The organism is Castellaniella sp. S9 (assembly GCF_027257175.1).
Taxonomy (GTDB): Bacteria; Pseudomonadota; Gammaproteobacteria; order Burkholderiales; family Burkholderiaceae_B; genus Castellaniella.
The window spans coordinates 43,480-62,982 of the sequence record NZ_JAPFGD010000005.1; the positions used below are offsets into that span (position 1 = coordinate 43,480).

General features: G+C 67.7%; 20 protein-coding genes. 8 read left to right on the forward strand and 12 right to left on the reverse strand.

Annotation, left to right across the window (positions count from 1 at the left end; all coding sequences use genetic code 11):
- Positions 1–16 precede the first annotated feature (16 nt).
- On the forward strand, positions 17–1,030 hold the full coding sequence (pdxA, locus tag OOZ48_RS09200) for a 4-hydroxythreonine-4-phosphate dehydrogenase PdxA (protein WP_269497481.1): 1,014 nt from the start codon (positions 17–19) through the stop codon (positions 1,028–1,030).
- Here the strand turns inward: pdxA and OOZ48_RS09205 are convergent.
- The 9 genes from OOZ48_RS09205 to OOZ48_RS09245 all read right to left on the reverse strand — a co-directional run bounded on the left by OOZ48_RS09205 (position 1,027) and on the right by OOZ48_RS09245 (position 8,046).
- Complete coding sequence (locus OOZ48_RS09205) at positions 1,027–2,400, reverse strand: replicative DNA helicase (protein ID WP_269497482.1); 1,374 nt, start codon at positions 2,398–2,400, stop codon at positions 1,027–1,029. The two genes, pdxA and OOZ48_RS09205, sit on opposite strands and share 4 nt — an antisense overlap.
- A gap of 112 nt (positions 2,401–2,512) precedes the next feature.
- The gene (gene rplI / locus OOZ48_RS09210; protein ID WP_269497483.1) at positions 2,513–2,968 is read right to left on the reverse strand and encodes a 50S ribosomal protein L9; all 456 of its coding nucleotides are present in this window, start codon (positions 2,966–2,968) and stop codon (positions 2,513–2,515) included.
- 16 nt (positions 2,969–2,984) lie between these two features.
- Positions 2,985–3,257 carry a 30S ribosomal protein S18 gene (gene rpsR / locus OOZ48_RS09215; protein WP_269497485.1) on the reverse strand — a complete coding sequence of 91 codons (273 nt, stop codon included), beginning with the start codon at positions 3,255–3,257 and terminating at the stop codon, positions 2,985–2,987.
- Between the two features lie 53 nt (positions 3,258–3,310).
- On the reverse strand, positions 3,311–3,604 hold the full coding sequence (gene priB, locus OOZ48_RS09220) for a primosomal replication protein N (RefSeq protein ID WP_269497487.1): 294 nt from the start codon (positions 3,602–3,604) through the stop codon (positions 3,311–3,313).
- A gap of 28 nt (positions 3,605–3,632) precedes the next feature.
- Positions 3,633–4,010, reverse strand: a complete 378-nt coding sequence (gene rpsF / locus OOZ48_RS09225) for a 30S ribosomal protein S6 (protein ID WP_269497488.1) — start codon at positions 4,008–4,010, stop codon at positions 3,633–3,635.
- A gap of 108 nt (positions 4,011–4,118) precedes the next feature.
- Positions 4,119–4,928, reverse strand: a complete 810-nt coding sequence (folE2, locus tag OOZ48_RS09230; protein WP_269497489.1) for a GTP cyclohydrolase FolE2 — start codon at positions 4,926–4,928, stop codon at positions 4,119–4,121.
- Positions 4,925–6,787 carry a 1-deoxy-D-xylulose-5-phosphate synthase gene (gene dxs / locus OOZ48_RS09235; RefSeq protein WP_269497491.1) on the reverse strand — a complete coding sequence of 621 codons (1,863 nt, stop codon included), beginning with the start codon at positions 6,785–6,787 and terminating at the stop codon, positions 4,925–4,927. The genes folE2 and dxs overlap by 4 nt, the downstream gene beginning before the upstream one ends.
- 72 nt (positions 6,788–6,859) lie before the next feature.
- Positions 6,860–7,774 carry a polyprenyl synthetase family protein gene (locus OOZ48_RS09240; RefSeq protein ID WP_269497492.1) on the reverse strand — a complete coding sequence of 305 codons (915 nt, stop codon included), beginning with the start codon at positions 7,772–7,774 and terminating at the stop codon, positions 6,860–6,862.
- Positions 7,771–8,046, reverse strand: a complete 276-nt coding sequence (locus OOZ48_RS09245; protein ID WP_269497493.1) for an exodeoxyribonuclease VII small subunit — start codon at positions 8,044–8,046, stop codon at positions 7,771–7,773. Before OOZ48_RS09245 ends, OOZ48_RS09240 begins: the two co-directional genes overlap by 4 nt.
- A 186-nt stretch (positions 8,047–8,232) precedes the next feature.
- Between OOZ48_RS09245 and OOZ48_RS09250 the strand changes: the two genes are divergently transcribed.
- Positions 8,233–9,366, forward strand: coding sequence for an aromatic ring-hydroxylating oxygenase subunit alpha (locus tag OOZ48_RS09250; protein ID WP_269497495.1), 1,134 nt, complete (start codon positions 8,233–8,235; stop codon positions 9,364–9,366).
- Between the two features lie 7 nt (positions 9,367–9,373).
- Here the strand turns inward: OOZ48_RS09250 and OOZ48_RS09255 are convergent, their stop codons facing one another.
- Together OOZ48_RS09255 and OOZ48_RS09260 are read right to left on the reverse strand one after the other, a co-directional pair.
- A complete protein-coding gene (locus OOZ48_RS09255) occupies positions 9,374–10,240 on the reverse strand; it encodes a sulfurtransferase (RefSeq protein ID WP_269497497.1) in 867 nt (288 codons plus the stop codon).
- A 2-nt stretch (positions 10,241–10,242) separates the two neighbouring features.
- A complete protein-coding gene (locus OOZ48_RS09260; RefSeq protein ID WP_269497499.1) occupies positions 10,243–11,142 on the reverse strand; it encodes a DMT family transporter in 900 nt (299 codons plus the stop codon).
- Positions 11,143–11,234: 92 nt separating this feature from the next.
- Between OOZ48_RS09260 and htpX the strand changes: the two genes are divergently transcribed.
- Positions 11,235–12,113 (forward strand): protease HtpX, encoded by an 879-nt coding sequence (htpX, locus tag OOZ48_RS09265; protein ID WP_269497500.1) that lies wholly within the window; start codon positions 11,235–11,237, stop codon positions 12,111–12,113.
- Positions 12,114–12,167: 54 nt separating this feature from the next.
- Positions 12,168–13,829, forward strand: coding sequence for a Na/Pi cotransporter family protein (locus tag OOZ48_RS09270; RefSeq protein ID WP_269497501.1), 1,662 nt, complete (start codon positions 12,168–12,170; stop codon positions 13,827–13,829).
- A 16-nt stretch (positions 13,830–13,845) separates the two neighbouring features.
- On the opposite strand, the gene polA is transcribed toward OOZ48_RS09270, so the two are convergent.
- Positions 13,846–16,569, reverse strand: coding sequence for a DNA polymerase I (gene polA, locus OOZ48_RS09275; RefSeq protein WP_269497503.1), 2,724 nt, complete (start codon positions 16,567–16,569; stop codon positions 13,846–13,848).
- Here polA and OOZ48_RS09280 point away from each other — a divergent pair.
- The 4 genes from OOZ48_RS09280 (at position 16,568) to hisM (ending at position 19,502) form a co-directional block, all read left to right on the forward strand.
- Entirely contained in the window at positions 16,568–17,239 is a 672-nt protein-coding gene (locus OOZ48_RS09280; RefSeq protein WP_269497504.1) for a TIGR00730 family Rossman fold protein, read from the forward strand. The two genes, polA and OOZ48_RS09280, sit on opposite strands and share 2 nt — an antisense overlap.
- 65 nt (positions 17,240–17,304) lie before the next feature.
- Positions 17,305–18,099 (forward strand): transporter substrate-binding domain-containing protein, encoded by a 795-nt coding sequence (locus OOZ48_RS09285; protein ID WP_269497505.1) that lies wholly within the window; start codon positions 17,305–17,307, stop codon positions 18,097–18,099.
- A 6-nt stretch (positions 18,100–18,105) separates the two neighbouring features.
- On the forward strand, positions 18,106–18,795 hold the full coding sequence (locus OOZ48_RS09290; protein ID WP_269497507.1) for an ABC transporter permease: 690 nt from the start codon (positions 18,106–18,108) through the stop codon (positions 18,793–18,795).
- Positions 18,792–19,502: a histidine ABC transporter permease HisM gene (gene hisM, locus OOZ48_RS09295; RefSeq protein WP_269497509.1), complete on the forward strand. Its 711-nt coding sequence runs from the start codon at positions 18,792–18,794 to the stop codon at positions 19,500–19,502. The genes OOZ48_RS09290 and hisM overlap by 4 nt, the downstream gene beginning before the upstream one ends.
- Position 19,503: the final 1 nt, after the last annotated feature.

Genomic DNA, 19,503 nt, shown 5'->3' on the forward strand with positions numbered 1-19,503 from the left:
GGGGCGCCGCACAGACATGGACACGCCCGCGCGCCGCGACCGTCCGCTGGCCATCACCATGGGCGACGCCGCCGGCATCGGCCCCGAGCTGATCCTCAAGCTGTTCGCCGAGGGCCTGCCGCACCCCGCGGTGGTGTACGGTGATGCGGGCGCGCTGCGCGCCGCCCGCGGGCGCCTGGGATTGGACGACACCTTGCGCATCCAGGCCCTGGAGGCCGCCGGCGCCGGCACCACCGCCGGCGTCGTGGGCGTCCTGAACCGCTGGCAACCCCTGCCGGCGGACTTGCCGCCGGGCCGTGTGGATGCGCAAGCCGGTCGCGGCGCCTATGAATACCTTTGCCATGCGATCGACGATGCCGTGGATGGGCGCGTGCGGGCCTTGGTGACCGCGCCGCTCAACAAGCTGGCCATGCAGGCGGCGGGCCTGGAATTTCCAGGCCATACGGAAATACTCGCCGACCGCACGGGCACCACGGACTACGCCATGATGCTCGCCAATGCCGAGCTGCGCGTCATCCTGGCGACGATCCACATCCCCCTGGCGGCGGTGCCGGGCAGCCTCGATGTGGAATCGCAGCGGCGCATCATCGGCCTGGCCGACCGGGCCTGCCGCAGCGAGGGCATCGAACGCCCGCGCATCGCGGTCGCGGGCCTCAATCCGCACGCCGGCGAGGGCGGCCGGTTCGGCGACGAGGAGGCCCGCCACATCCTGCCGGCGATCCGCCGCGCGCAGGCTGACGGCCTGGACGCCAGCGGCCCCTGGCCGGGGGACACGGTATTCATGCGCGCCCGGCGCGGCGAATTCGACATCGTCGTGGCGCAGTATCACGACCAGGGCCTGATCCCGGTCAAGTACCTGGGCATCGAGGAAGGCGTCAACATCACGGTCGGCCTGCCCTTCGTGCGCACCAGCGTGGATCACGGCACGGCCTTTGACATCGCGGGCCGTGGCATCGCCGATCCTGCCTCGCTGCGCGCGGCCTTGCACATGGCCCTGCGCATGAGCAGCGCCGATTCCGGCGGTGTTTAAAAACCGGGCGCGGTCGAGAAATTCAAAAAGCGGGTGCTGGCACCCTGGAAGGTCAACCGCACCGTGCCGATCGGCCCGTTGCGCTGCTTGCCGACGATGATCTCGGCCGTGCCCTTGTCGGGCGAGTCGGGGTTGTAGACTTCGTCGCGGTAGATGAAGACGATCAGGTCCGCATCCTGCTCGATGGCGCCGGATTCACGCAGGTCGCTCATGACCGGGCGCTTGTTGGGGCGCTGCTCCAGGCTGCGGTTGAGCTGCGACAGGGCCACCACCGGGCAGTTGAGTTCCTTGGCCAGGCTCTTGAGCGAGCGGCTGATTTCCGAGATCTCGGTCGCCCGGTTCTCGCCGGCGCCGCTGGCCGACATCAGCTGCAAGTAGTCGATGATGATCAGGCCGAGCTGGCCGCACTGGCGCGCCAGGCGGCGCGCGCGGGCGCGCACCTCCATCGAGGTCAGCGCGGGCGTCTCGTCGATGTAGATCTGGGCCTCCTGGACGCGCTGGACGGCATGCGTCAGCCGCGGCCAGTCCTCCTGGGTCAGCTTGCCGGTGCGCATGCGGTGCTGGTCCAGCATGCCCACCGAGCCGACCATGCGCATGGCCAGTTGCACGGCGCCCATTTCCATCGAGAAGACCGCCACCGGCAGGCCCTGCTCGATGGCCACGTGCTCGCCGATGTTCATCGAGAAGGAGGTCTTGCCCATGGACGGACGGCCCGCCACGATCACCAGGTCGCCGGGCTGCAGGCCCGAGGTCATCCGGTCCAGGTCGGTAAAGCCGGTGGGCACCCCGGTGACGTCGGAATCGCCCTCGCGATGGTAGAGCTCGTCGATGCGGTTGACGACCTGGGACAGCAGCGGCTGGATTTCCTGGAAGCCGGCAGTCCCGCGCGCACCCTCCTGGGCGATCTGGAACACGCGCGACTCGGCCTCGTCGAGGATCTGGCGCGCCTCCTTGCCCTGGGGATTGAAGGCGGTGGACGAGATTTCATCGGCGACCGAGACGAGCTTGCGCAGCATGGCGCGCTCGCGCACGATCTCGGCATAGCGGCGGATGTTGGCGGCCGAAGGCGTGTTGTGCGCCAGCGCATTCAGGTAGGCGAGGCCGCCGCATTCCTCGGCCTTGCCCGCGATGGCCAGGGACTCGTGCACGGTCACCACGTCGGCCGGCCGCGCCAGGCCCACCAGGCGCGTGATGTGCTGCCAGATCAGGCGGTGGTCGAACCGATAGAAATCGTCGTCGATCAGGACGTCGGCGATCCGGTCGAATGCGGCATTGTCCAGCAGCAGGCCGCCCAGCACGGATTGCTCGGCCTCGACCGAGTGCGGGGGCACGCGCAGATAGTCCAGTTGCGCATCCGTATCGATTTCCACGCCCAATCCTCTTTGTGCCGCCTGATCGTTCAGGGAAAAAACAAAAGGCCGGCATCACGCCGGCCTTACTGGCGCCATCCTTAGAGCATAGCACCCGTTGCGCAAATGGCGATCACGCCATTTCGCCTTGCACCACCACGGTGATGTCGGACACCACGTCGGCGTGCAGCGCAACCTGCAGCGGGTACTCGCCCACCGCCTTGATCGCGCCGTCGGGCATGCGGACCTGGGACTTGTGCACATCGGCGAAACCGGCTGCCTGCAAGGCGGCGGCGACGTCCATGTTGGTGACCGAACCGAACAAGCGGCCGTCCACGCCGGCCTTCTGGCCGATCACCAGGTTGTATCCGGCCAGCTTTTCGCCGACGGCCTGGGCCGCGGCCAGCTTGTCGGCCTGTTGCTTTTCGAGTTCGGCGCGGCGCGCCTCGAATTCCTTCAGCGCGGCATCGGTCGCCCGGCGCGCGATGCGCTGCGGGATCAGGTAGTTGCGCGCATAGCCGTCGCGCACGCGCACGACCTCGCCGAGGTTGCCGAGATTGACGACTTTTTCAAGCAGAATGACTTGCATGACGATTGACCTCGGATCAGTTGTGGTTGTCGGTGTACGGCAACAGGGCCAGGAAACGCGCGCGCTTGATGGCGGTGTCCAACTGGCGCTGGTAGTGCGCCTTGGTGCCGGTCAGGCGGGCGGGAATGATCTTGCCGTTTTCCTGGATGAAATCGCGCAGCGTGTCCAGGTCCTTGTAGTCGATCTCGTCGACATTGGCGGCCGTGAAGCGGCAGAACTTGCGGCGCTTGAACAGCGGGTTCTGCTGGTTGAATTTGCGTTTTTCCTTGGACTTTTTGAAGTAAGCCATGATGGTTGCCTTTAACCTTTAACGTTTGCCGGGCCTGTGCCCGGAGTATTCATTCATGAGCGGCGGGATGCGCGGGTGACATGCAGGACCAGCCTGGAAGAGCCTTTGCGCGACGGCGCGAGAAACCCCTCGACGTCCATGCCGCAACCCAGCGGGGCATCGGACAGCAGCAAGGCCATTTCGCCCAGGGCCACCGCCGGAATTTCCAGTTCGACCCGGCGCGGATGCCCGGCTTCGGAAACCTCGGACTCGTGCGCCAGCCGCATGTGCAGGATCGGAATGCCCGCCGGTGTATGCCGCAGCGCGTCGATTTCAAGCACGCGCGCACCGAGTTCCAGACGGTTCAAATCCAGGCCCGCCCCGACCGCCGTCCGATCAGGACTGCGCCGCGGGCGCCTCGGCGGATGCCGACGCCTTGCGGGCTTCCTCGCGCTCGACCGACTTCATCATGACCGACGGCGTGGACTGCGCGGCCTTGGTCTTGATGAACAGGTAACGCAGGATCGCGTCATTGTAGCGGAACGAATGCTCGAGCTCGTCCAGGGCGGCCTGGTCGCACTCGATGTTGAAGCACACGTAGTGCGCCTTGACGAGCTTCTGGATGGGATAGGCCAGCTGGCGGCGGCCCCAGTCCTCGAGACGGTGGATCTGGCCGCCGTGGGCGGTGACCATGGCCTGGTAACGCTCGATCATGGCGGGCACCTGCTCGCTTTGATCGGGATGCACGATGAACACTACTTCGTAGTGACGCATGGATGAACTCCTTGAGGATATCTGCGATGTTGACAGACAGCCCGTCGGCACGACAGTTTCGGCCGATCGAGCAAGAAAACCAGTTATTCTAGCAATATATCGGCCGTATCACAAATCGCTGACGACCATGGCATAGGCGGAATGGTTGTGGATGGACTCGAAGTTCTCGGCCTCGACCCGGTAGCCCTCGACCCCGGGCAGGTCCCGCAGCATGCCCGCCACGTCGCGCACCAGGTCCTCGACGAATTTCGGATTGTCGTAGGCGCGCTCGGTGACGTGCTTCTCGTCCACGCGCTTGAGCAGCCCCCAGAGCTCGCAGGAAGCCTGGCCCTCGACGCCTCCGATGAGGGCGTCCAGGGCGGCCTGCGCGGGCGCGGCATAGTCCAGGTGCACGCTGACGTGCGAACGCTGGTTGTGCGCGCCGTATTCCGAGATGGCCTTCGAGCATGGGCACAGGCTGGTGACCGGCACCTGGACGTCCATCGAGAACCGCGCCTCGGCCCCCCGGCGCGCCCGCGCCGTCCAGCGCACCTGGTAATCCATCAGGCTGCGCACGCCGGACACCGGCGCGGCCTTGTCCATGAAATAGGGAAATGCGGCGGTGAGGTCGCCTTCCTGCGCATCGAGCAGCTCGAGCATGTCGTCGGCCACCCGGCAAAAGGCCTGCGGGTCCAGCGGCGTGCCGCGGTACCGTCCCAGCAACGCCACGAAACGCGACATGTGGGTGCCTTTTTCCGTCGCCGGCAGGGCGACGGTGAGCTCCCAGTCGGCGACCGTCGCCTGGGGCCCGCCCTCGCCCCCCAGCACCAGAGGATGGCGCACCCCCCGCACGCCGACCCGCTGGATGGGGATCCGGCGGGTATCCGGGCTGCGCTGCACGTCCGGCATGGAGGCCGGCGGCTCGGTCACGATGGTCATTGCGATTCCCTTGAAAAGCGTCGGCGCACCGACGCCTCGATTCCCTGGGCATCCAGTCCGAGCTCGGACAGGATGGCTTTCTGGTCGCCGTGGTCGATGAACATGTCGGGCAGGCCCAGCAGCAGGACGGGATGCTGGATGGCGGCGCGGCTGAAATATTCCTGGACGGCGCTGCCCGCCCCCCCCATGACGGCGGCCTCTTCGAGGGTGACGAAGGCCTCGTGGGTCTGCGCCAGGCGCTGCAGCAGGTCCTCGTCCAGCGGCTTGACGAAGCGCATGTCCACCAGCGTCGCATCCAGGGCTTCGGCCGCCCGTGCCGCCTCTGGAAGGAGCGTGCCGAACACCAGCAGCGCGATGCGTGCGCCCTCGCGGCGCACCACGCCCCGGCCGATCGGCACGGGCTCGAGGGTGGCCCCCGGGTCGGCGCCGCACCCGGCGCCGCGCGGATAGCGCACCGAGGCCGGCCCCGGGTGCAGGAAACAGGTATTGAGCAGCAGGCGCGCCTCATGCTCGTCCGAGGGGGTCGCCACCACCATGTTGGGCACGCAGCGCAAGTACGCGATGTCGTAGTTGCCGGCATGGGTGGCGCCGTCGGCGCCCACGATGCCGGCGCGGTCCAGGGCCAGCGTGACGTCGAGATCCTGCAGCGCGACGTCATGGATCAGTTGATCGTAGGCCCGCTGCAGGAAGGTGGAATAGATGGCGACGACGGGCTTGACGCCCTCGCAGGCCAGGCCCGCCGCGAACGTCAGGGCATGCTGTTCGGCGATCCCGACGTCGAAATAGCGGCTGGGGAAGCGCCGCTCGAATTCGACCAGGCCGCTGCCCTCGCGCATGGCCGGGGTGATGCCGACCAGGCGCGGATCGGCCTCGGCCATGTCGCACAGCCAGCGCCCGAACACCTGGGTGAAGGTCGTGCGCGACGGCGCGGAGGGTTTCTGGATGCCGATGCTGGGGTCGAATTTGCCGGGGCCGTGATACAGCACGGGATCCGCCTCGGCGAGCTTGTAGCCCTGGCCCTTGCGGGTGACGACGTGCAGAAACTGCAGGCCGCCCAGCGACCGCAGGTTCTCGAGCGTGGGCACCAGCACATCCAGGTCGTGCCCGTCGATCGGCCCCATGTAATTGAAGCCGAGCTCCTCGAACAGGGTGGCCGGCGACAGCATGCCCTTGGCATGGCCTTCGAGCTTGCGCGCCAGTTCGAGCACCGGCGGCACGTGCTGCAGCACCGCGCGCCCCATGGTCTTGGCGCGCGCATAGAACTGCCCCGACAACAGGCGGGCGAAATAGTAGTTCAAGGCGCCCACCGGCGGCGAGATCGACATGTCGTTGTCGTTGAGCACGACCAGCAGGTTGATCCCGGGCGTCACGCCGGCGTTGTTCAGCGCCTCGAAGGCCATGCCGGCGCTCATGGCGCCGTCGCCGATCACTGCGATGTGCTGGCGCTGCACGCCGGCATTGCGCGAAGCCACGGCCATCCCCAGGGCGGCCGAGATCGAGGTCGAGGAATGCGCCGTGCCGAAGGCGTCGTAGGGGGATTCGCTGCGCTTGGGAAAGCCCGAAATGCCACCGCGCTGGCGCAGGCCGGCCATTTGCTCGCGCCGGCCGGTCAGGATCTTGTGGGGATAGGACTGGTGTCCGACATCCCAGATCAGGCGGTCGTCAGGCGTATCGAATACGTGGTGCAGCGCCAGGGTGAGTTCGACCGTCCCCAGGTTCGAGGACAGGTGCCCGCCCGTGCGCGACACGGATTCCAGGACGAAGGCGCGCAGTTCGGTCGCCAGCGCCTTGAGTTCGCGCCGGTCCAGGCGGCGCACGTCCGCCGGCGAGGCGATCTGCTGCAGCAAGCTCGTAGTCATTCCTTCAGGCATCATCGCATCCATGGGATCTGCTCGGGACGGTCGGTACGGCGGGGTCGGTGCGCACAGGCGCTAGCACGTCCGGCCGATGATGAAATCGGCCAGCTCGTGCAAGCGGCATGCCGGGGGCCCCAGGGGTCGCAAGGCCTCGTGGGCCTGTACGCGCAGGTTTTCGAGCAGGGCGCGCGAACCCTCGAGGCCCATCACGGACACATAGGTGGGCTTGGCGCTGGCGGCGTCCTTGCCGGCGGTCTTGCCCAATGTGGCCGTATCGCCGGTCACGTCGAGGATGTCGTCGACCACCTGGAACGCCAGGCCGATCACCCCCGCATAGGCCTCCAGGCCTTCGCGCGCGGTCGATCCGGCACCCGCCACGATGCCGCCCAGCAGCACGCTGGCCTCGAGCATGGCGCCGGTCTTCATGCGGTGCATGCGCTGCAGGTCCTCGATCGGCAGGCTGCAGCCGACGCTTTCGCAATCGATCGCCTGGCCGCCGGCCATGCCGAAGCTGCCCGCCGAGCGGGCGAGCAATTGTACCGCTTGCACGGTGAGCGCCGGCGCGATGGGCATCTGGGCCAGCAGGTCGAAGGCCAGCGGCTGCAGGGCGTCGCCCGCCAGCATGGCCAGGGTCTCGTTGAACTGCCGGTGCACCGTGGGGCGGCCGCGACGCAGGTCGTCGTCGTCCATGCAGGGCAGATCGTCGTGCACCAGGGAATAGGCGTGGATGAGTTCGACCGCCGCGGCGGCATAGTCCAGGGCCAGTTCCTGGGCCATCGCCGCCGATCCGGCCTGCAGGCTGGCCTCGCCCGCCGCATGGACCAGCGCCGCGCGCACGCGCTTGCCGGGCCCGAGGACCGCATAGCGCATGGCCTCGTGCAGGCGCGCGGGCCCTTCGTCGACGGTGGGCAGGAGCTCGTCGAGGACCGACTCGGTGTGCTCGACGGTTTCGCGCAGCCACTGGTCGAAAGCGATCTGGACGGTGCTCATGCATCCCCCCCGGCATCGCCGGCATCCAGCGGGCGCAGCAGCTGCCCTTGCAATACGCTGACCTGGCGCTCGGCCGCCTCCAGGCGCTGCTGGCAGACGCGCGCCAGGGCGACGCCGCGCTCGTAGGCGGCGATGGATTCGTCCAGGCCCATGTCGCCGGCGCCCATGCGCCCGGCGAGGGCTTCGAGCTCGGCCAGGGCCTGCTCGAAGTCGGCGGGCAGGCTCTGGGCCGGCGCGGATGCCGCATCCGGCGGTGTGTGCTTGTCGACCATGTGTTTCGTCAAAAGGATTCCATCCCGAATTGTACGGGAACCCCGCGCACGGATAAAACGGCGGTCCGACCCGCGCAAGCGCATGGGGTACAATTTCGGTCCTTTTTCGGAAAACCTCCGGTCACTCCGATTTTTTCTTCGCAGCGGCGCGGCCCCGCGCCCGCATTCATCTTTGCGGGGGGAATCATGGCCAATTCACTCGGTCAAACCACGGTCAACGCCGTGACCCAGCTATCCGTGCAACATTATTTCGACGAGGCGGTCCTTGCGCGCGAGCGCGAACGCATATTCGCGCGCAGCGCCCGCTACGTCGGCCACCAGCGCATGGTGCCCGAACCGGGCGACTGGCGCACCCTGGCCCACGAAGGCGGCGGCCGGGTCTTGCTGCGCGATGCGCAGGGCGTGCGGCTGCTGTCGAATGTCTGCCGCCACCGCCAGGCCCTGATGCTGGGCGCCCAGCGCGGCGACGACCCCGCCTGCGCCAGCGGCTCGCTGTGCGCCACGGGGGGCAACATCGTCTGCCCGATCCACCGCTGGACCTACGACACGCGCGGCAAGCTCCTCGGCGCGCCGCTATTTCCCGAAAAGCCCGACCTGAGCCTGCAGGCGTATCCGCTGCAGGACTGCCACGGGCTGCTGTTCGAAGGCCCGCGCGACCCCCTGGCGGACATCGGCGAGCTGTTCGGCACCCCGGAATTCGATTTTTCGGATTATGTCCTGGACCACGTCGAGCTGCACCGCTGCCATTACAACTGGAAGACCTTCATCGAGGTCTACCTCGAGGATTACCACGTCGGCCCCTTTCATCCGGGCCTCGGGCGCTTCGTGACCTGCGACGACCTGAGCTGGGAGTTCGGCGAGTTCCACAGCATGCAGCGCGTGGGCATCCACCAGGCCCTGGGCCAACCCGGCACCGACGTCTACAGCCAGTGGCACGACCGCCTGCTGCAATACCGCTCGGGCTCCGCGCCCGATTTCGGCGCGATCTGGGTGACCTATTTTCCCACCCACATGATCGAGGTCTACCCCCACGTCCTCGTGCTGTCGACCCTGCATCCGGTCAGCCCCCGGGAAACCATGAACGTCATCGAGTTCTACTATCCCGAGGACATCGTCGCCTTCGAGCGCGAGTTCATCGAGGCACAGCGCGCCGCCTACATGGAAACCGCCGTCGAGGACGACGAAATCGGCGAACGCATGGACGCCGGCCGCCTCGCGCTGCTGCGCCGCGGCGCCGACGAGGCGGGCCCCTACCAGAGCCCCCTCGAGGACGGCATGGAGCATTTCCATGCCTGGTATCGCCGCATGATGGACGAGTGAGCCGGGCTCACGCGCCCTGTGCCACGGGGCGCGTCGGCTCGCTGCACCACTCGCTCCAGGACCCGGGATACAGGGCGGAGCCCCGCAGGCCGGCCAGTTCCATGGCGAGCAGGTTGTGGCAGGCCGTGATGCCCGAACCGCACTGATGCACCACGCCGTGGTCCAGGCGATCACCCAGCAGGGCTTCGAACTCCTCGCGCAGGCGGGCGGGCGGCTTGAAGCGTCCGTCGGGCCCGATGTTGTCCTGGAAGGGCCGGTTCAGCGCGCCCGGGATGTGCCCGCCCACCGGATCCAGGGTCTCGGCCGCACCGCTGAAGCGATCGGCCGCCCGCGCATCCAGCACCGTGAAGCGCCGTTCGTCCAGGTTCGCCAGGACCGCGCGCGCATCCACCTGGGGCATCGAGGGCTTGCCCGAGAGCACGGTACCCTGAATGGCCTGGGCCTCGCTGAGCGCCGGATCCCGCCAGCCGGTTTCGGCCTCGCCACCGGCCGCGAGCCATGCCGCCCAGCCGCCGTCGAGCACCGCCACGGACTCGTGGCCCAGCCAGCGCAGCATCCACCACAGGCGGGCGGCGAACATGCCGTTGCCGGCGTCGTAGACCACCACCTGGGTGCGCGCGGTCAGGCCCTGCGACCGCATCAGGGCCGCGAATTCGGTGCGTTCAGGCAGCGGATGGCGGCCGTTGCGGCCGGTGCGCGGGCCGCTGAGCCGGGTTTCCGGATCCAGGTACAGGGCTCCCGGGACATGCCCTGCCTCGTAGGCCCGCCGGCCCGCCTCATGGTCGGCCAGGTCGTGGCGGACATCGAACACCAGGCAGCCGGGCTTGGCCAGCCGCTCGCGCAGTTCCTCGGCTTGGATCAACAAGGCATTCATGACTATCGCACCTCCTGGGCGGTCTTGGGTGGGGACGAACCGGCGCCGCTCAGGATCCGCCCTTCGGTGTATGTGCGCCAGATCGACAGCAGGCCCGATCCGATGATCAGGGCCATGCCGGCCCAGGCAAGGGTCGCGGGGCGGTCGCCCCAGAAGACGACCCCGATCAGGGCGGCAAAGATGATGGTGGTGTACTGCAGCGCCGCCGTCAACAGCGTCGAGCCCAGCCCGAAGGCCCGGGTCATCGCCAATTGACCGACCAGGCCGGCACAGCCCAGGGCCACCAGCGCGCCAACCGTCGGCAGATCCAGCCAGCGCCAGCCGAGGACGCCCTGCCCCGCCAGGCCGCTGGCGCACACGCCGGCGGAAAACAGCAGCACGGTGCGCCATTCGGCCTCCCCGAGCCGGCCCAGCTGGCGGATCTGCATCATGGCCACCGCCGCAAGCCCGCCGGCGCCCAGCCCCATGAGGGCGGCGAGCCACTGCTCGCGCTCGATGCTGGGGCGCAACACGCCCAACACCCCCAGGAACCCGGCCAACACCGCCAGGATGCGCACCGGGTCGCGCTGTGAACCACCCCAGCCCAGCATCCAGCCGGCGATGAACAAGGGGGCGGTGTAATTGAGGCTGATGGCGGTGGGCAGCGGCAGGTGCGCGAGCGCAAAAAAACCCAGCCACATCGAGGCGATGCCGCTGAGGTTGCGCCAGATGTGCGGGCGCCAGCTGCGCGGCCGCAATTGGCGTCGGGTGGCCAGCGCCCAGGAACACAACAGCAGGACGGACGGAATGCCGCGAAAGAGGACGATCTCGGGCAGGCTCGCGCCCAGATCCGCGGCAATCTTCACGCACGCGCCCATGATGGCGAACATGGCGCACGCCAACAACATCCACAATGACTGCATGCTCGTCGTAGGTCGCGGAAGACACAAACCAGGAAGTCGATACTATACACTTTGGTTATCGCACGATCGTCTTCCCCGCGGGGTCCCATTTCATGAAAAGAATCGTCCTGTTCCTGGCAACCAACCTGGCCGTCATGCTGGTGCTCAGCATCACCATGAACATCCTGGGCGTCGGCCGCTACCTCACCGCCAACGGCATCGATCCGGTCCAGCTGCTGATCTTTTCGGGGATGATCGGCTTCGTCGGCGCCTTCATTTCGCTGCTGACCAGCAAGTGGATGGCCAAAATGAGCACCGGCGCCCAGGTCATCGATCCGCGCGCGCCGCGCAACGCCCGCGAAGCCTGGCTGGTCGACACGGTCCACCAGCTGGCCGACCGCGCCGGGATCGGCCGTCCCGAGGTCGCCATCTACGAAGGCGCGCCCAACGCCTTCGCCACCGGGGCCTTCCGCAACGACTCGTTGGTGGCGGTCTCGACCGGGCTGCTGTCCTCCATGACCGAGGAGGAAGTCACGGCGGTGCTCGGCCACGAGGTGGCCCACATCGCCAACGGCGACATGGTGACCCTCACGCTGATCCAGGGCGTGGTCAACACCTTCGTGATTTTTCTTTCGCGCATCGTCGGCTACTTCGTCGACCGCGCAATCCTCAAGAACGATCGCGGCGTCGGCATGGGCTACTACCTGACCGTCATCGCCTGCGAGATTTTCTTCGGTGTCCTGGCCTCGATCATCGTCGCCTGGTTCTCGCGCCGCCGCGAGTTCCGCGCCGACGCCGGATCGGCCCATCTGCTGGGGGCGCGCGAGCCCATGATCCATGCGCTGGCGCGCCTGGGCGGCCTGCAGGCAGGCGAACTGCCCAAATCCTTCCAGGCTGCGGGCATCACGGGCGGCGCGATCGGCGCCCTGTTCGCCTCGCACCCGCCCATCGAGGCCCGCATCGAGGCCTTGCGGGCGCTGCGCGCCCAATAGACGCGCAGGCCGCCGCCCTGAGCCACCGGGCGGCGGCCCCGCCGTCCGGACACCATGAAAGAACTCCAGGTCATCCTCGGTTTCGGCGGCTATGTCGCCCTGCTGCTATGGGGCGTCCACATGGTGCAGACCGGCGTGCAGCGCGCCTACGGCAAGGCGCTGGGGATATGGCTCGCCCGCGCGCTGGGGAACCCTCTGCGCGCCTTTCTGACGGGCCTGGCGATCACGGCGGCGATCCAGAGCAGCACGGCCACCGGCCTCATGATCACGGGCCTGGCCTCCAACGGACTGGTGGCCGTGGCGCCGGGCCTGGCCGCCATGCTGGGCGCCAACGTAGGCACCACGCTGATCGTCCAGGTCCTGTCCTTCAATCCGACCTTCCTCGCCCCGGGCCTGATCCTCGTGGGGGTGTGGATGTTCCGCCACTATGCCCCCGGACGCGCCCGCGACCTGGGCCGCACGCTGGTGGGGCTCGGCCTGCTGCTCCTCGCCCTGGACCAGCTGGTCTCGATGTTCGAGCCGCTCAAGAGCGCCCCGCTGCTGGCCCTGGCCCTCGAAGCGCTGGAACAGGCGCCGGTGCTGGCGCTCATCGCCAGCGCGGTTCTCGCCTGGGCCTCGCACTCCAGCGTGGCCGTCGTGATTCTGATCATGTCCCTCGCTCATCACGGGCTGGCGCAGCCTGCGCTAGCCTACGCGCTGGTCCTGGGCGCCAATCTCGGGACGGCCATCAACCCCGTGCTGGAAGGCGTCAGCGACAAGAACCCCGCCTCGCGGCGCCTGCCCGTCGGCAACCTCGGCACCCGCCTGGCGGGCTGCATCGCCGGCATAGCGGCGCTGCCCTGGGCGGATGGCATGATGGGCCTGCTGGGCAGCGATCCGGCCCACGCCGTCGCCAATTTCCATGTCCTGTTCAACGTGCTGGTCGCGGCCTGCTTCATGCCGCTGCTGCGGCCCTACGCCCACGTGCTGACGCGGCTTTTACCGCATCAGGGCGACCCCAATGATCCCGCGCTGCCGATCTACCTGGACGTCTCGGCCCATGAAGTCCCGGCCGTGGCCATGGGCCAGGCGGCCCGCGAGGCGCTGCGCCTGACCGATCTGCTGCAAGAGTCCCTGCAATCCACGCAAAGCGCCCTGCTGGAGGAGAACAGCCAGGCGGGCAGCCACGCCCGCTATCTGAACAGCGCCATCGATCAGCTCGAGCTGTCGATCACCGGATACCTGGCCAAGCTCGACCAGGAGAGCCTCAGCGCCGAGGACCAGCAATACCTGAAGACCATCCTGACCTTTTCCATGAACATGTCTCACGCCGCGGGCCTGGCAGGCATGGGCCTGCTGGGCCACGCGACCCAGCTGCGCCGGACGCACTGGGTGCTGGAACCGGCGCAGCGCGAGGAGCTGCGCACCACCCTCGAGCGCCTGCGGCACAACCTGAGGCAGGCGTCGGCGCTGTTCGTGTCGGGCGACCGGGACGCCGCCCGGCGGCTGGCCTTCGAAAAGGACTATTTCCGCACGCTGGAAGCCCATGCGGCCGACCGCCACCTGGAACGCATCAAGGCGGGACACCTGGAGGCCGCCGACGTCGGCGCGTTCTACCTGAACATCCTGCGCGATGCGAGCAGCGTGAACGCCTGCCTGATCAACGCCTCGGCCTACCCCATCCTCGAGCGCCACGGCGAACTGCGCCCCAACCGCCTGCGCGATCCCGCAGCCTGAGCCGCGGGCGCCGGGCTCAGTGCGCCTCGCCCCAGTTCGCCCCGACCCCGACCTCGGCGACCAGGGGCACGGCCAGTTCGGCCACGCCGGCCATCAGGACCGGCACGTGGGCGCGCAGGCGCTCGACCTCGTCCTCGACCGCGTCGAACACCAGTTCGTCATGCACCTGCATCACCATGAGGCTGCGCAGGCCCTCGGCCCGCAGCCAGTCCTGCACCGCGACCATGGCCATCTTGATGAGGTCCGCCGCCGTCCCCTGCATCGGTGCATTGATGGCCGCGCGCTCGGCCGCCGCGGCGCGCGGGCCCTTGGCGCCGGAGGACAGCTCGGGAAAATGCAGCCGGCGCCCGAACACCGTCTGCACATAACCCTGTTCGCGGGCCTGTTTGCGAATGCGGTCCATGTACTCGGCCACGCCCGGGTAGCGCATGAAGTAGCGGTCGATATAGGATTTCGCCGCGGCGCGCGTGATGCCCAGGTTCGAGGCCAGGCCGAATTCGCCCATGCCGTAGATCAGGCCGAAATTGATCGCCTTGGCCGCGCGGCGCTGGTCGGCGCCCACCTCGTCCAGGGGCAGGCCGAACACCTCGGCCGCCGTGGCGCGGTGGATGTCCAGGCCCTCGGCGAACGCCCGCCGCAGGTTCTCGTCGCCCGACACGTGCGCCATGACGCGCAATTCGATCTGCGAATAGTCCGCCGACACGATGCGCCCCAGGCTGGACACGAAGGCCGCGCGCACGCGGCGGCCCTCGGCCGTGCGCACGGGAATGTTTTGCAGGTTGGGGTCCGAGGAGGCGAGGCGGCCGGTGATGACCGCCGCCTGCGCATAACGGGTATGCACGCGGCCGCTGCGGGCATCGACCATGCGCGGCAGCTTGTCCGTATACGTGGATTTGAGCTTGGCGATGCCCCGGTATTCGAGCAGCAGCCGCGGCAGCGGATAGTCCGCCGCCAGGCGGCTGAGCACGTCCTCATCGGTCGAGGGCGCGCCGCCGGCCGTTTTGCGCAGCACCGGCAGCTGCATGCGCTGGAACAGGATCTCGCCCAGCTGCTTGGGCGAATTCAGGTTGAAGGGCTGGCCGGCCAGGGCGTGGGCCTCGCCCTCGAGCACGAGCATCTGCCGGCCGAGTTCGTGGCTTTGCGCGGCCAGGACCTCGACGTCGATGGCCACGCCGTTGCGTTCGATGGTGGTCAGCACGTCCGAGGTCTGGATCTCGAGCCGATAGATGCGCGCCAGGCCTTCATCGGCGCAGATCTTGGGATACAGCACCTCGTGCAGGCGAAAAGTGAAATCCGCGTCCTCCGCCCCGTAGTGGGCCGCGCGCTCGAGATCGACCTCGTCGAAGCCGATCTGCCGGGCGCCCTTGCCGCACAGGTCCTCGTACGTCGTGCCGGTCACGCCCAGCCAGCGCTGGCCGAGCTCCTGCATGTTCACGCGCCGGTGGGACTCCAGGACATACGCCTGCAGCATGGTGTCGTGCTGCACGCCGCGCAGGGCCACCCCCTCGTTGGCGAGGACGTGCGCGTCGTATTTTGCATGGTGCAGGAGCTTTGCCGCGCCGGGGTCCTCGAGCCAGGGCCGCAGGCGCTCGAGGACCAGCTCGCGCGCCAGCTGCTGGGGCTTGTCGGGCCCGCGATGGCCGACGGGGATGTAGCAGGCGCGGCCGGCCTCGACGGACAGCGACAGGCCCACCAGGCGCGCGGCCATCGGATCGAGGCTGGTGGTCTCGGTATCCAGCGCGGCCAGCGGCGCCGCACGCACGCGGTCGAGCCAGCGATCCAGGCTGTCGACGTCGAGCACGGTCTCGTAATCGATGTCCGCCGGCGCCGACGGCGGCTGGGCCGCAATGCGGGCGTCCTGCGCCGGTATGCGCTGCGGGTCGCCGGTGACCTCGCGCAGCCACGAGCGAAACCCGTAGGTCTCGTAGAGCCGCAGCAAGGTGTCGTGATCCGGGGCCTTGAGCGCGAGGGCCGCCGGCTGCAATGCCTCGGGCAGTTCGCAGTCCAGCCGGACGGTCAGCAGGTCGCGGGTCATGGGAAAATTGGGCACGGCCGCGCGCAGATTGTCGCCGGCCACGCCCTTGATTTCACCCGCCCGGGCGATCAGCGTATCGATGTCGCCGTAGGTCGCCAGCCACTTCGCCGCGGTCTTGGGGCCGACCTTGTCCACGCCGGGCACATTATCCACGGTATCGCCCGTGAGCATCAGGAAATCGACGATGCGCTCGGGCGGCACGCCGAACTTGCGCATCACGCCCGCCACGTCCTGGCGCTCGCCGGACATGGTGTTGATGAGCTCGACCCGGTCGTCGACCAGCTGGGCCAGATCCTTGTCGCCCGTCGAGATGATGGTGTGGAAGCCCTCGCCGCTGGCCTGGCGGGCCAGCGTGCCGATCACGTCGTCGGCCTCGACGCCCGGCTGGACGATCACGGTCCAGCCCAGGGCCGCCGCCGCCTCGTGGATGGGCGGGATCTGCGCCCGCAGGTCATCGGGCATGGACGGGCGGTGGGCCTTGTACTCGGGATACATGTGCTCACGAAAAGAGCCCCCGGGCGCATCGAAGATGCAGGCGCCGTAAGCCGCCTCGTCCTTGTAATCCTCAAGCAGTCTCCTTAACATGGAGATGACACCGTAGAGGGCCCCGGTCGGGTCCCCGCGCGCATTGCGCAGATCGGGCATCGCATGATAGGCACGATAAAGATAGCTCGACCCATCCACCAGCAACAAGGTTTTTTTCATGGCTAACAATAAGACGACACGGGTTTCGGCAGAACAACAGATTCCCACGATTATCTCAGAGATGACGACGGCGGCTCAGGCTTTTCGGCATATCGGCCTGGGCGTCAGCGTCTTCGGCAGCGCCCGCATCCCGCGCGGGCACCCTTACTACGACCTCGGCATCGAGATCGGCGCACGCATCGCCCAGTTGGGCCTGCCGATGATCGCCGGCGGCGGCCCGGGCCTCATGGAGGCCGCCAACCGCGGCGCCTACGAGGCGGGCGGGCGCAGCATCGGCCTCAACATCCGGCTGCCGCGTGAAAAGCGCGACAATACCTACCAGACCGACAGCCTGCATTTCGAATACTTTTATTCACGCAAGGCCTCGTTCTTCATGCACAGCCTCGCCTATGTGGTGCTGCCGGGGGGATTCGGCACGCTGGACGAGGTCTTCGAGGCCATCACGCTGGTCCAGACGCTCAAGCAACCGCCGGCGCCCATCATCCTGGTCGGCGTGGACTTCTGGTCGGGCCTGATGGACTGGGTGCGCGACCAGTTGCTGGCCAACGGCATGATCAGCCCCTACGACCTCGACCTGATCCTGGTGACCGACGACCTGGACGAAATCGTCCGGCTGATCCAGGACGCCGCCCAGATCGAGCCCAACCGCGAGCCCGCCCTGCCCGAATGAGGTTAAGATCACGCCTTGTCACGGCCGGCACGGCATGAGCACGCCCGGCGATTTCGGAGGACACTATGAAAAACACCGTGCTGGGCGCCGCCCTGCTGGTCGCGGCGGGCCTGATCCCCGCAGCAGGCGCCGCGCAGGATGCGCAAGAACTCAGGATCGCCACTGAGGCGGGCTACCCGCCGTTCGAATATCGCAACCCCAGCGGCCAGCTCGAAGGCTTCGATATCGACATCGGCAACGAGATCTGCAAGCGCCTGGCGCGCACCTGCGTCTGGATCGACCAGTCCTTCGACAGCCTGATCCCCGGCCTGCAGGCACGCAAGTTCGATCTCGCCAATTCGACCATGACGGCGACCGACGCACGCCGCAAGGTCATCGATTTCTCCACGCCGATGTACATCGTGCCGGTCAAGCTCATGGTCCGCAAAGGCAGCGGTCTGCAGCCCACCGCCGAATCCCTGAAGGGCAAGCGCGTCGGCGTGCAGCAAGGCACCACCATGGAGGCCTACGCCCGTCGGGAATGGGCCTCCCAGGGTGTCCAGATCGTCTCGTACCCCAGCTACACCAACGCCTTCGTGGACCTGTCCACGGGGCGGCTGGACGCCACCTTCCAGGAGGCGCAAAGTGCCGTCGAGGGCTTCCTCAACAAGCCCGAGGGCGCCGATTTCGAACTCGCAGCCATGACGCTGGATGCGCCCATCCTGAACCAACCCATCGCGATCGGCATTCGCAAAGGCAATGACGACCTCAGGGCCGAGGTCGACGAAGCGCTGAAATCCATGCTGGCCGATGGCACGCTCCAGGGCTACGCGGGGAAATATTTCGCCGACGGCAATATCGCGTTCCCCAACGGCCACTAGCGCCCCATGTTCCTGAGCGGCTACGGCCCCCTGCTGCTGGCCGGGACCTGGGTCACGGTCAAGCTTGCGCTGCTCTCCCTGGCCGTGGCGGTCGGCCTGGGCCTGCTGGGCGCCTGGGCCAAGCTCTCGCCGTCGCGCGGCGCCCGCTTCGCCGGGGGTGCTTATACGACACTGATCCGCGGGGTGCCCGACCTGGTCTTGATGCTGATGATTTTCTTCAGCGTGCAGATCGGCCTCAACGACCTCACCGACCTGCTCGGCCTGGACCCCATCGACATCGATCCGTTCAGCGCCGGCGTGCTGACCCTGGGATTCATCTACGGGGCCTACTTCACGGAAACCTTTCGCGGCGCCTTCATGGCCGTTCCGCGCGGGCAGCTCGAATCGGCAAGCGCCTACGGCATGCGCGAGTCCCAGGTGTTCCGCCGCATCCTGTTTCCCCAGATGATGCGCCATGCCCTGCCCGGCATCGGCAACAACTGGCAAGTCCTGCTGAAATCCACCGCGCTGGTGTCCCTGATCGGCCTGTCGGATCTCGTCAAGGTCGCGCAGGATGCCGGCAACGTGACTTTTCGCGTGTTCCTGTTCATCAGCATCACGGGGCTGATCTACCTGGCCCTGACCACCTTGTCGAACGGCATCCTGTACATCCTCGATAGGCGCTACAGCGTCGGGGTGCGCGAGCCGCAGCTATGACCGACGTCCTCGATCAATTCTGGCGCGCCTATCTGTATGCCAGCAACGGCGCCCCCTCCGGGATGGTGGTCACACTGTGGCTGCTGGTCGCTTCGGTCTCGATGGGGTTCTTCATCTCGATCGCGCTGGCGGTCGCCCGCGTCTCGTCGCGGCGCTGGCTGTCCCTGCCGTTGTGGCTGTTCAGCTATGTCTTTCGCGGCACGCCACTGTACGTGCAGATCCTGTTCATCTACGCCGGCATCTACAGCCTCGACGTCGTCAAGGGCACCCCGCCCCTGGCGGCATTCTTTCAAAGCGGCGCCAACTGCCTGATCCTGGCCCTGACCCTGAACACCGTCGCCTACACGACCGAGATCTTCGCGGGCGCCATCCGCGCGACCAGCGCGGGCGAGATCGAGGCGGCGCGGGCCTACGGCATGTCGCGCTTGGCCATGTACCGGCGGGTCATCCTGCCCTCCGCGCTGCGGCGCGCCCTGCCCGCCTACAGCAACGAGGTCATCCTGATGCTGCACGCGACCTCGCTGGCATTCACCGCCACCGTCCCGGACATCCTCAAGGTCGCGCGCGATGCGAACGCCGCCACCTACCAGACCTTTGCCTCCTACGGCATCGCCGCACTGCTGTACCTGTGCCTGTCGTTTACACTGATCGGGCTGTTCCGCCGCTTTGAACGCCGCACCCTGGCCTACCTGGGGCCACACCGATAAC

Coding starts and splice junctions, on each gene's coding strand:
- pdxA (WP_269497481.1), top strand. CDS start 17: ATGGACACGCCCGCGCGCCGCGACCGTCCGCTGGCCATCACCATGGGC.
- rplI (WP_269497483.1), bottom strand. CDS start 2,968: ATGCAAGTCATTCTGCTTGAAAAAGTCGTCAATCTCGGCAACCTCGGC.
- rpsR (WP_269497485.1), bottom strand. CDS start 3,257: ATGGCTTACTTCAAAAAGTCCAAGGAAAAACGCAAATTCAACCAGCAG.
- rpsF (WP_269497488.1), bottom strand. CDS start 4,010: ATGCGTCACTACGAAGTAGTGTTCATCGTGCATCCCGATCAAAGCGAG.
- folE2 (WP_269497489.1), bottom strand. CDS start 4,928: ATGACCATCGTGACCGAGCCGCCGGCCTCCATGCCGGACGTGCAGCGC.
- dxs (WP_269497491.1), bottom strand. CDS start 6,787: ATGACTACGAGCTTGCTGCAGCAGATCGCCTCGCCGGCGGACGTGCGC.
- OOZ48_RS09240 (WP_269497492.1), bottom strand. CDS start 7,774: ATGAGCACCGTCCAGATCGCTTTCGACCAGTGGCTGCGCGAAACCGTC.
- OOZ48_RS09245 (WP_269497493.1), bottom strand. CDS start 8,046: ATGGTCGACAAGCACACACCGCCGGATGCGGCATCCGCGCCGGCCCAG.
- OOZ48_RS09250 (WP_269497495.1), top strand. CDS start 8,233: ATGGCCAATTCACTCGGTCAAACCACGGTCAACGCCGTGACCCAGCTA.
- OOZ48_RS09255 (WP_269497497.1), bottom strand. CDS start 10,240: ATGAATGCCTTGTTGATCCAAGCCGAGGAACTGCGCGAGCGGCTGGCC.
- OOZ48_RS09260 (WP_269497499.1), bottom strand. CDS start 11,142: ATGCAGTCATTGTGGATGTTGTTGGCGTGCGCCATGTTCGCCATCATG.
- htpX (WP_269497500.1), top strand. CDS start 11,235: ATGAAAAGAATCGTCCTGTTCCTGGCAACCAACCTGGCCGTCATGCTG.
- OOZ48_RS09270 (WP_269497501.1), top strand. CDS start 12,168: ATGAAAGAACTCCAGGTCATCCTCGGTTTCGGCGGCTATGTCGCCCTG.
- OOZ48_RS09280 (WP_269497504.1), top strand. CDS start 16,568: ATGGCTAACAATAAGACGACACGGGTTTCGGCAGAACAACAGATTCCC.
- polA (WP_269497503.1), bottom strand. CDS start 16,569: ATGAAAAAAACCTTGTTGCTGGTGGATGGGTCGAGCTATCTTTATCGT.
- OOZ48_RS09285 (WP_269497505.1), top strand. CDS start 17,305: ATGAAAAACACCGTGCTGGGCGCCGCCCTGCTGGTCGCGGCGGGCCTG.
- OOZ48_RS09290 (WP_269497507.1), top strand. CDS start 18,106: ATGTTCCTGAGCGGCTACGGCCCCCTGCTGCTGGCCGGGACCTGGGTC.
- hisM (WP_269497509.1), top strand. CDS start 18,792: ATGACCGACGTCCTCGATCAATTCTGGCGCGCCTATCTGTATGCCAGC.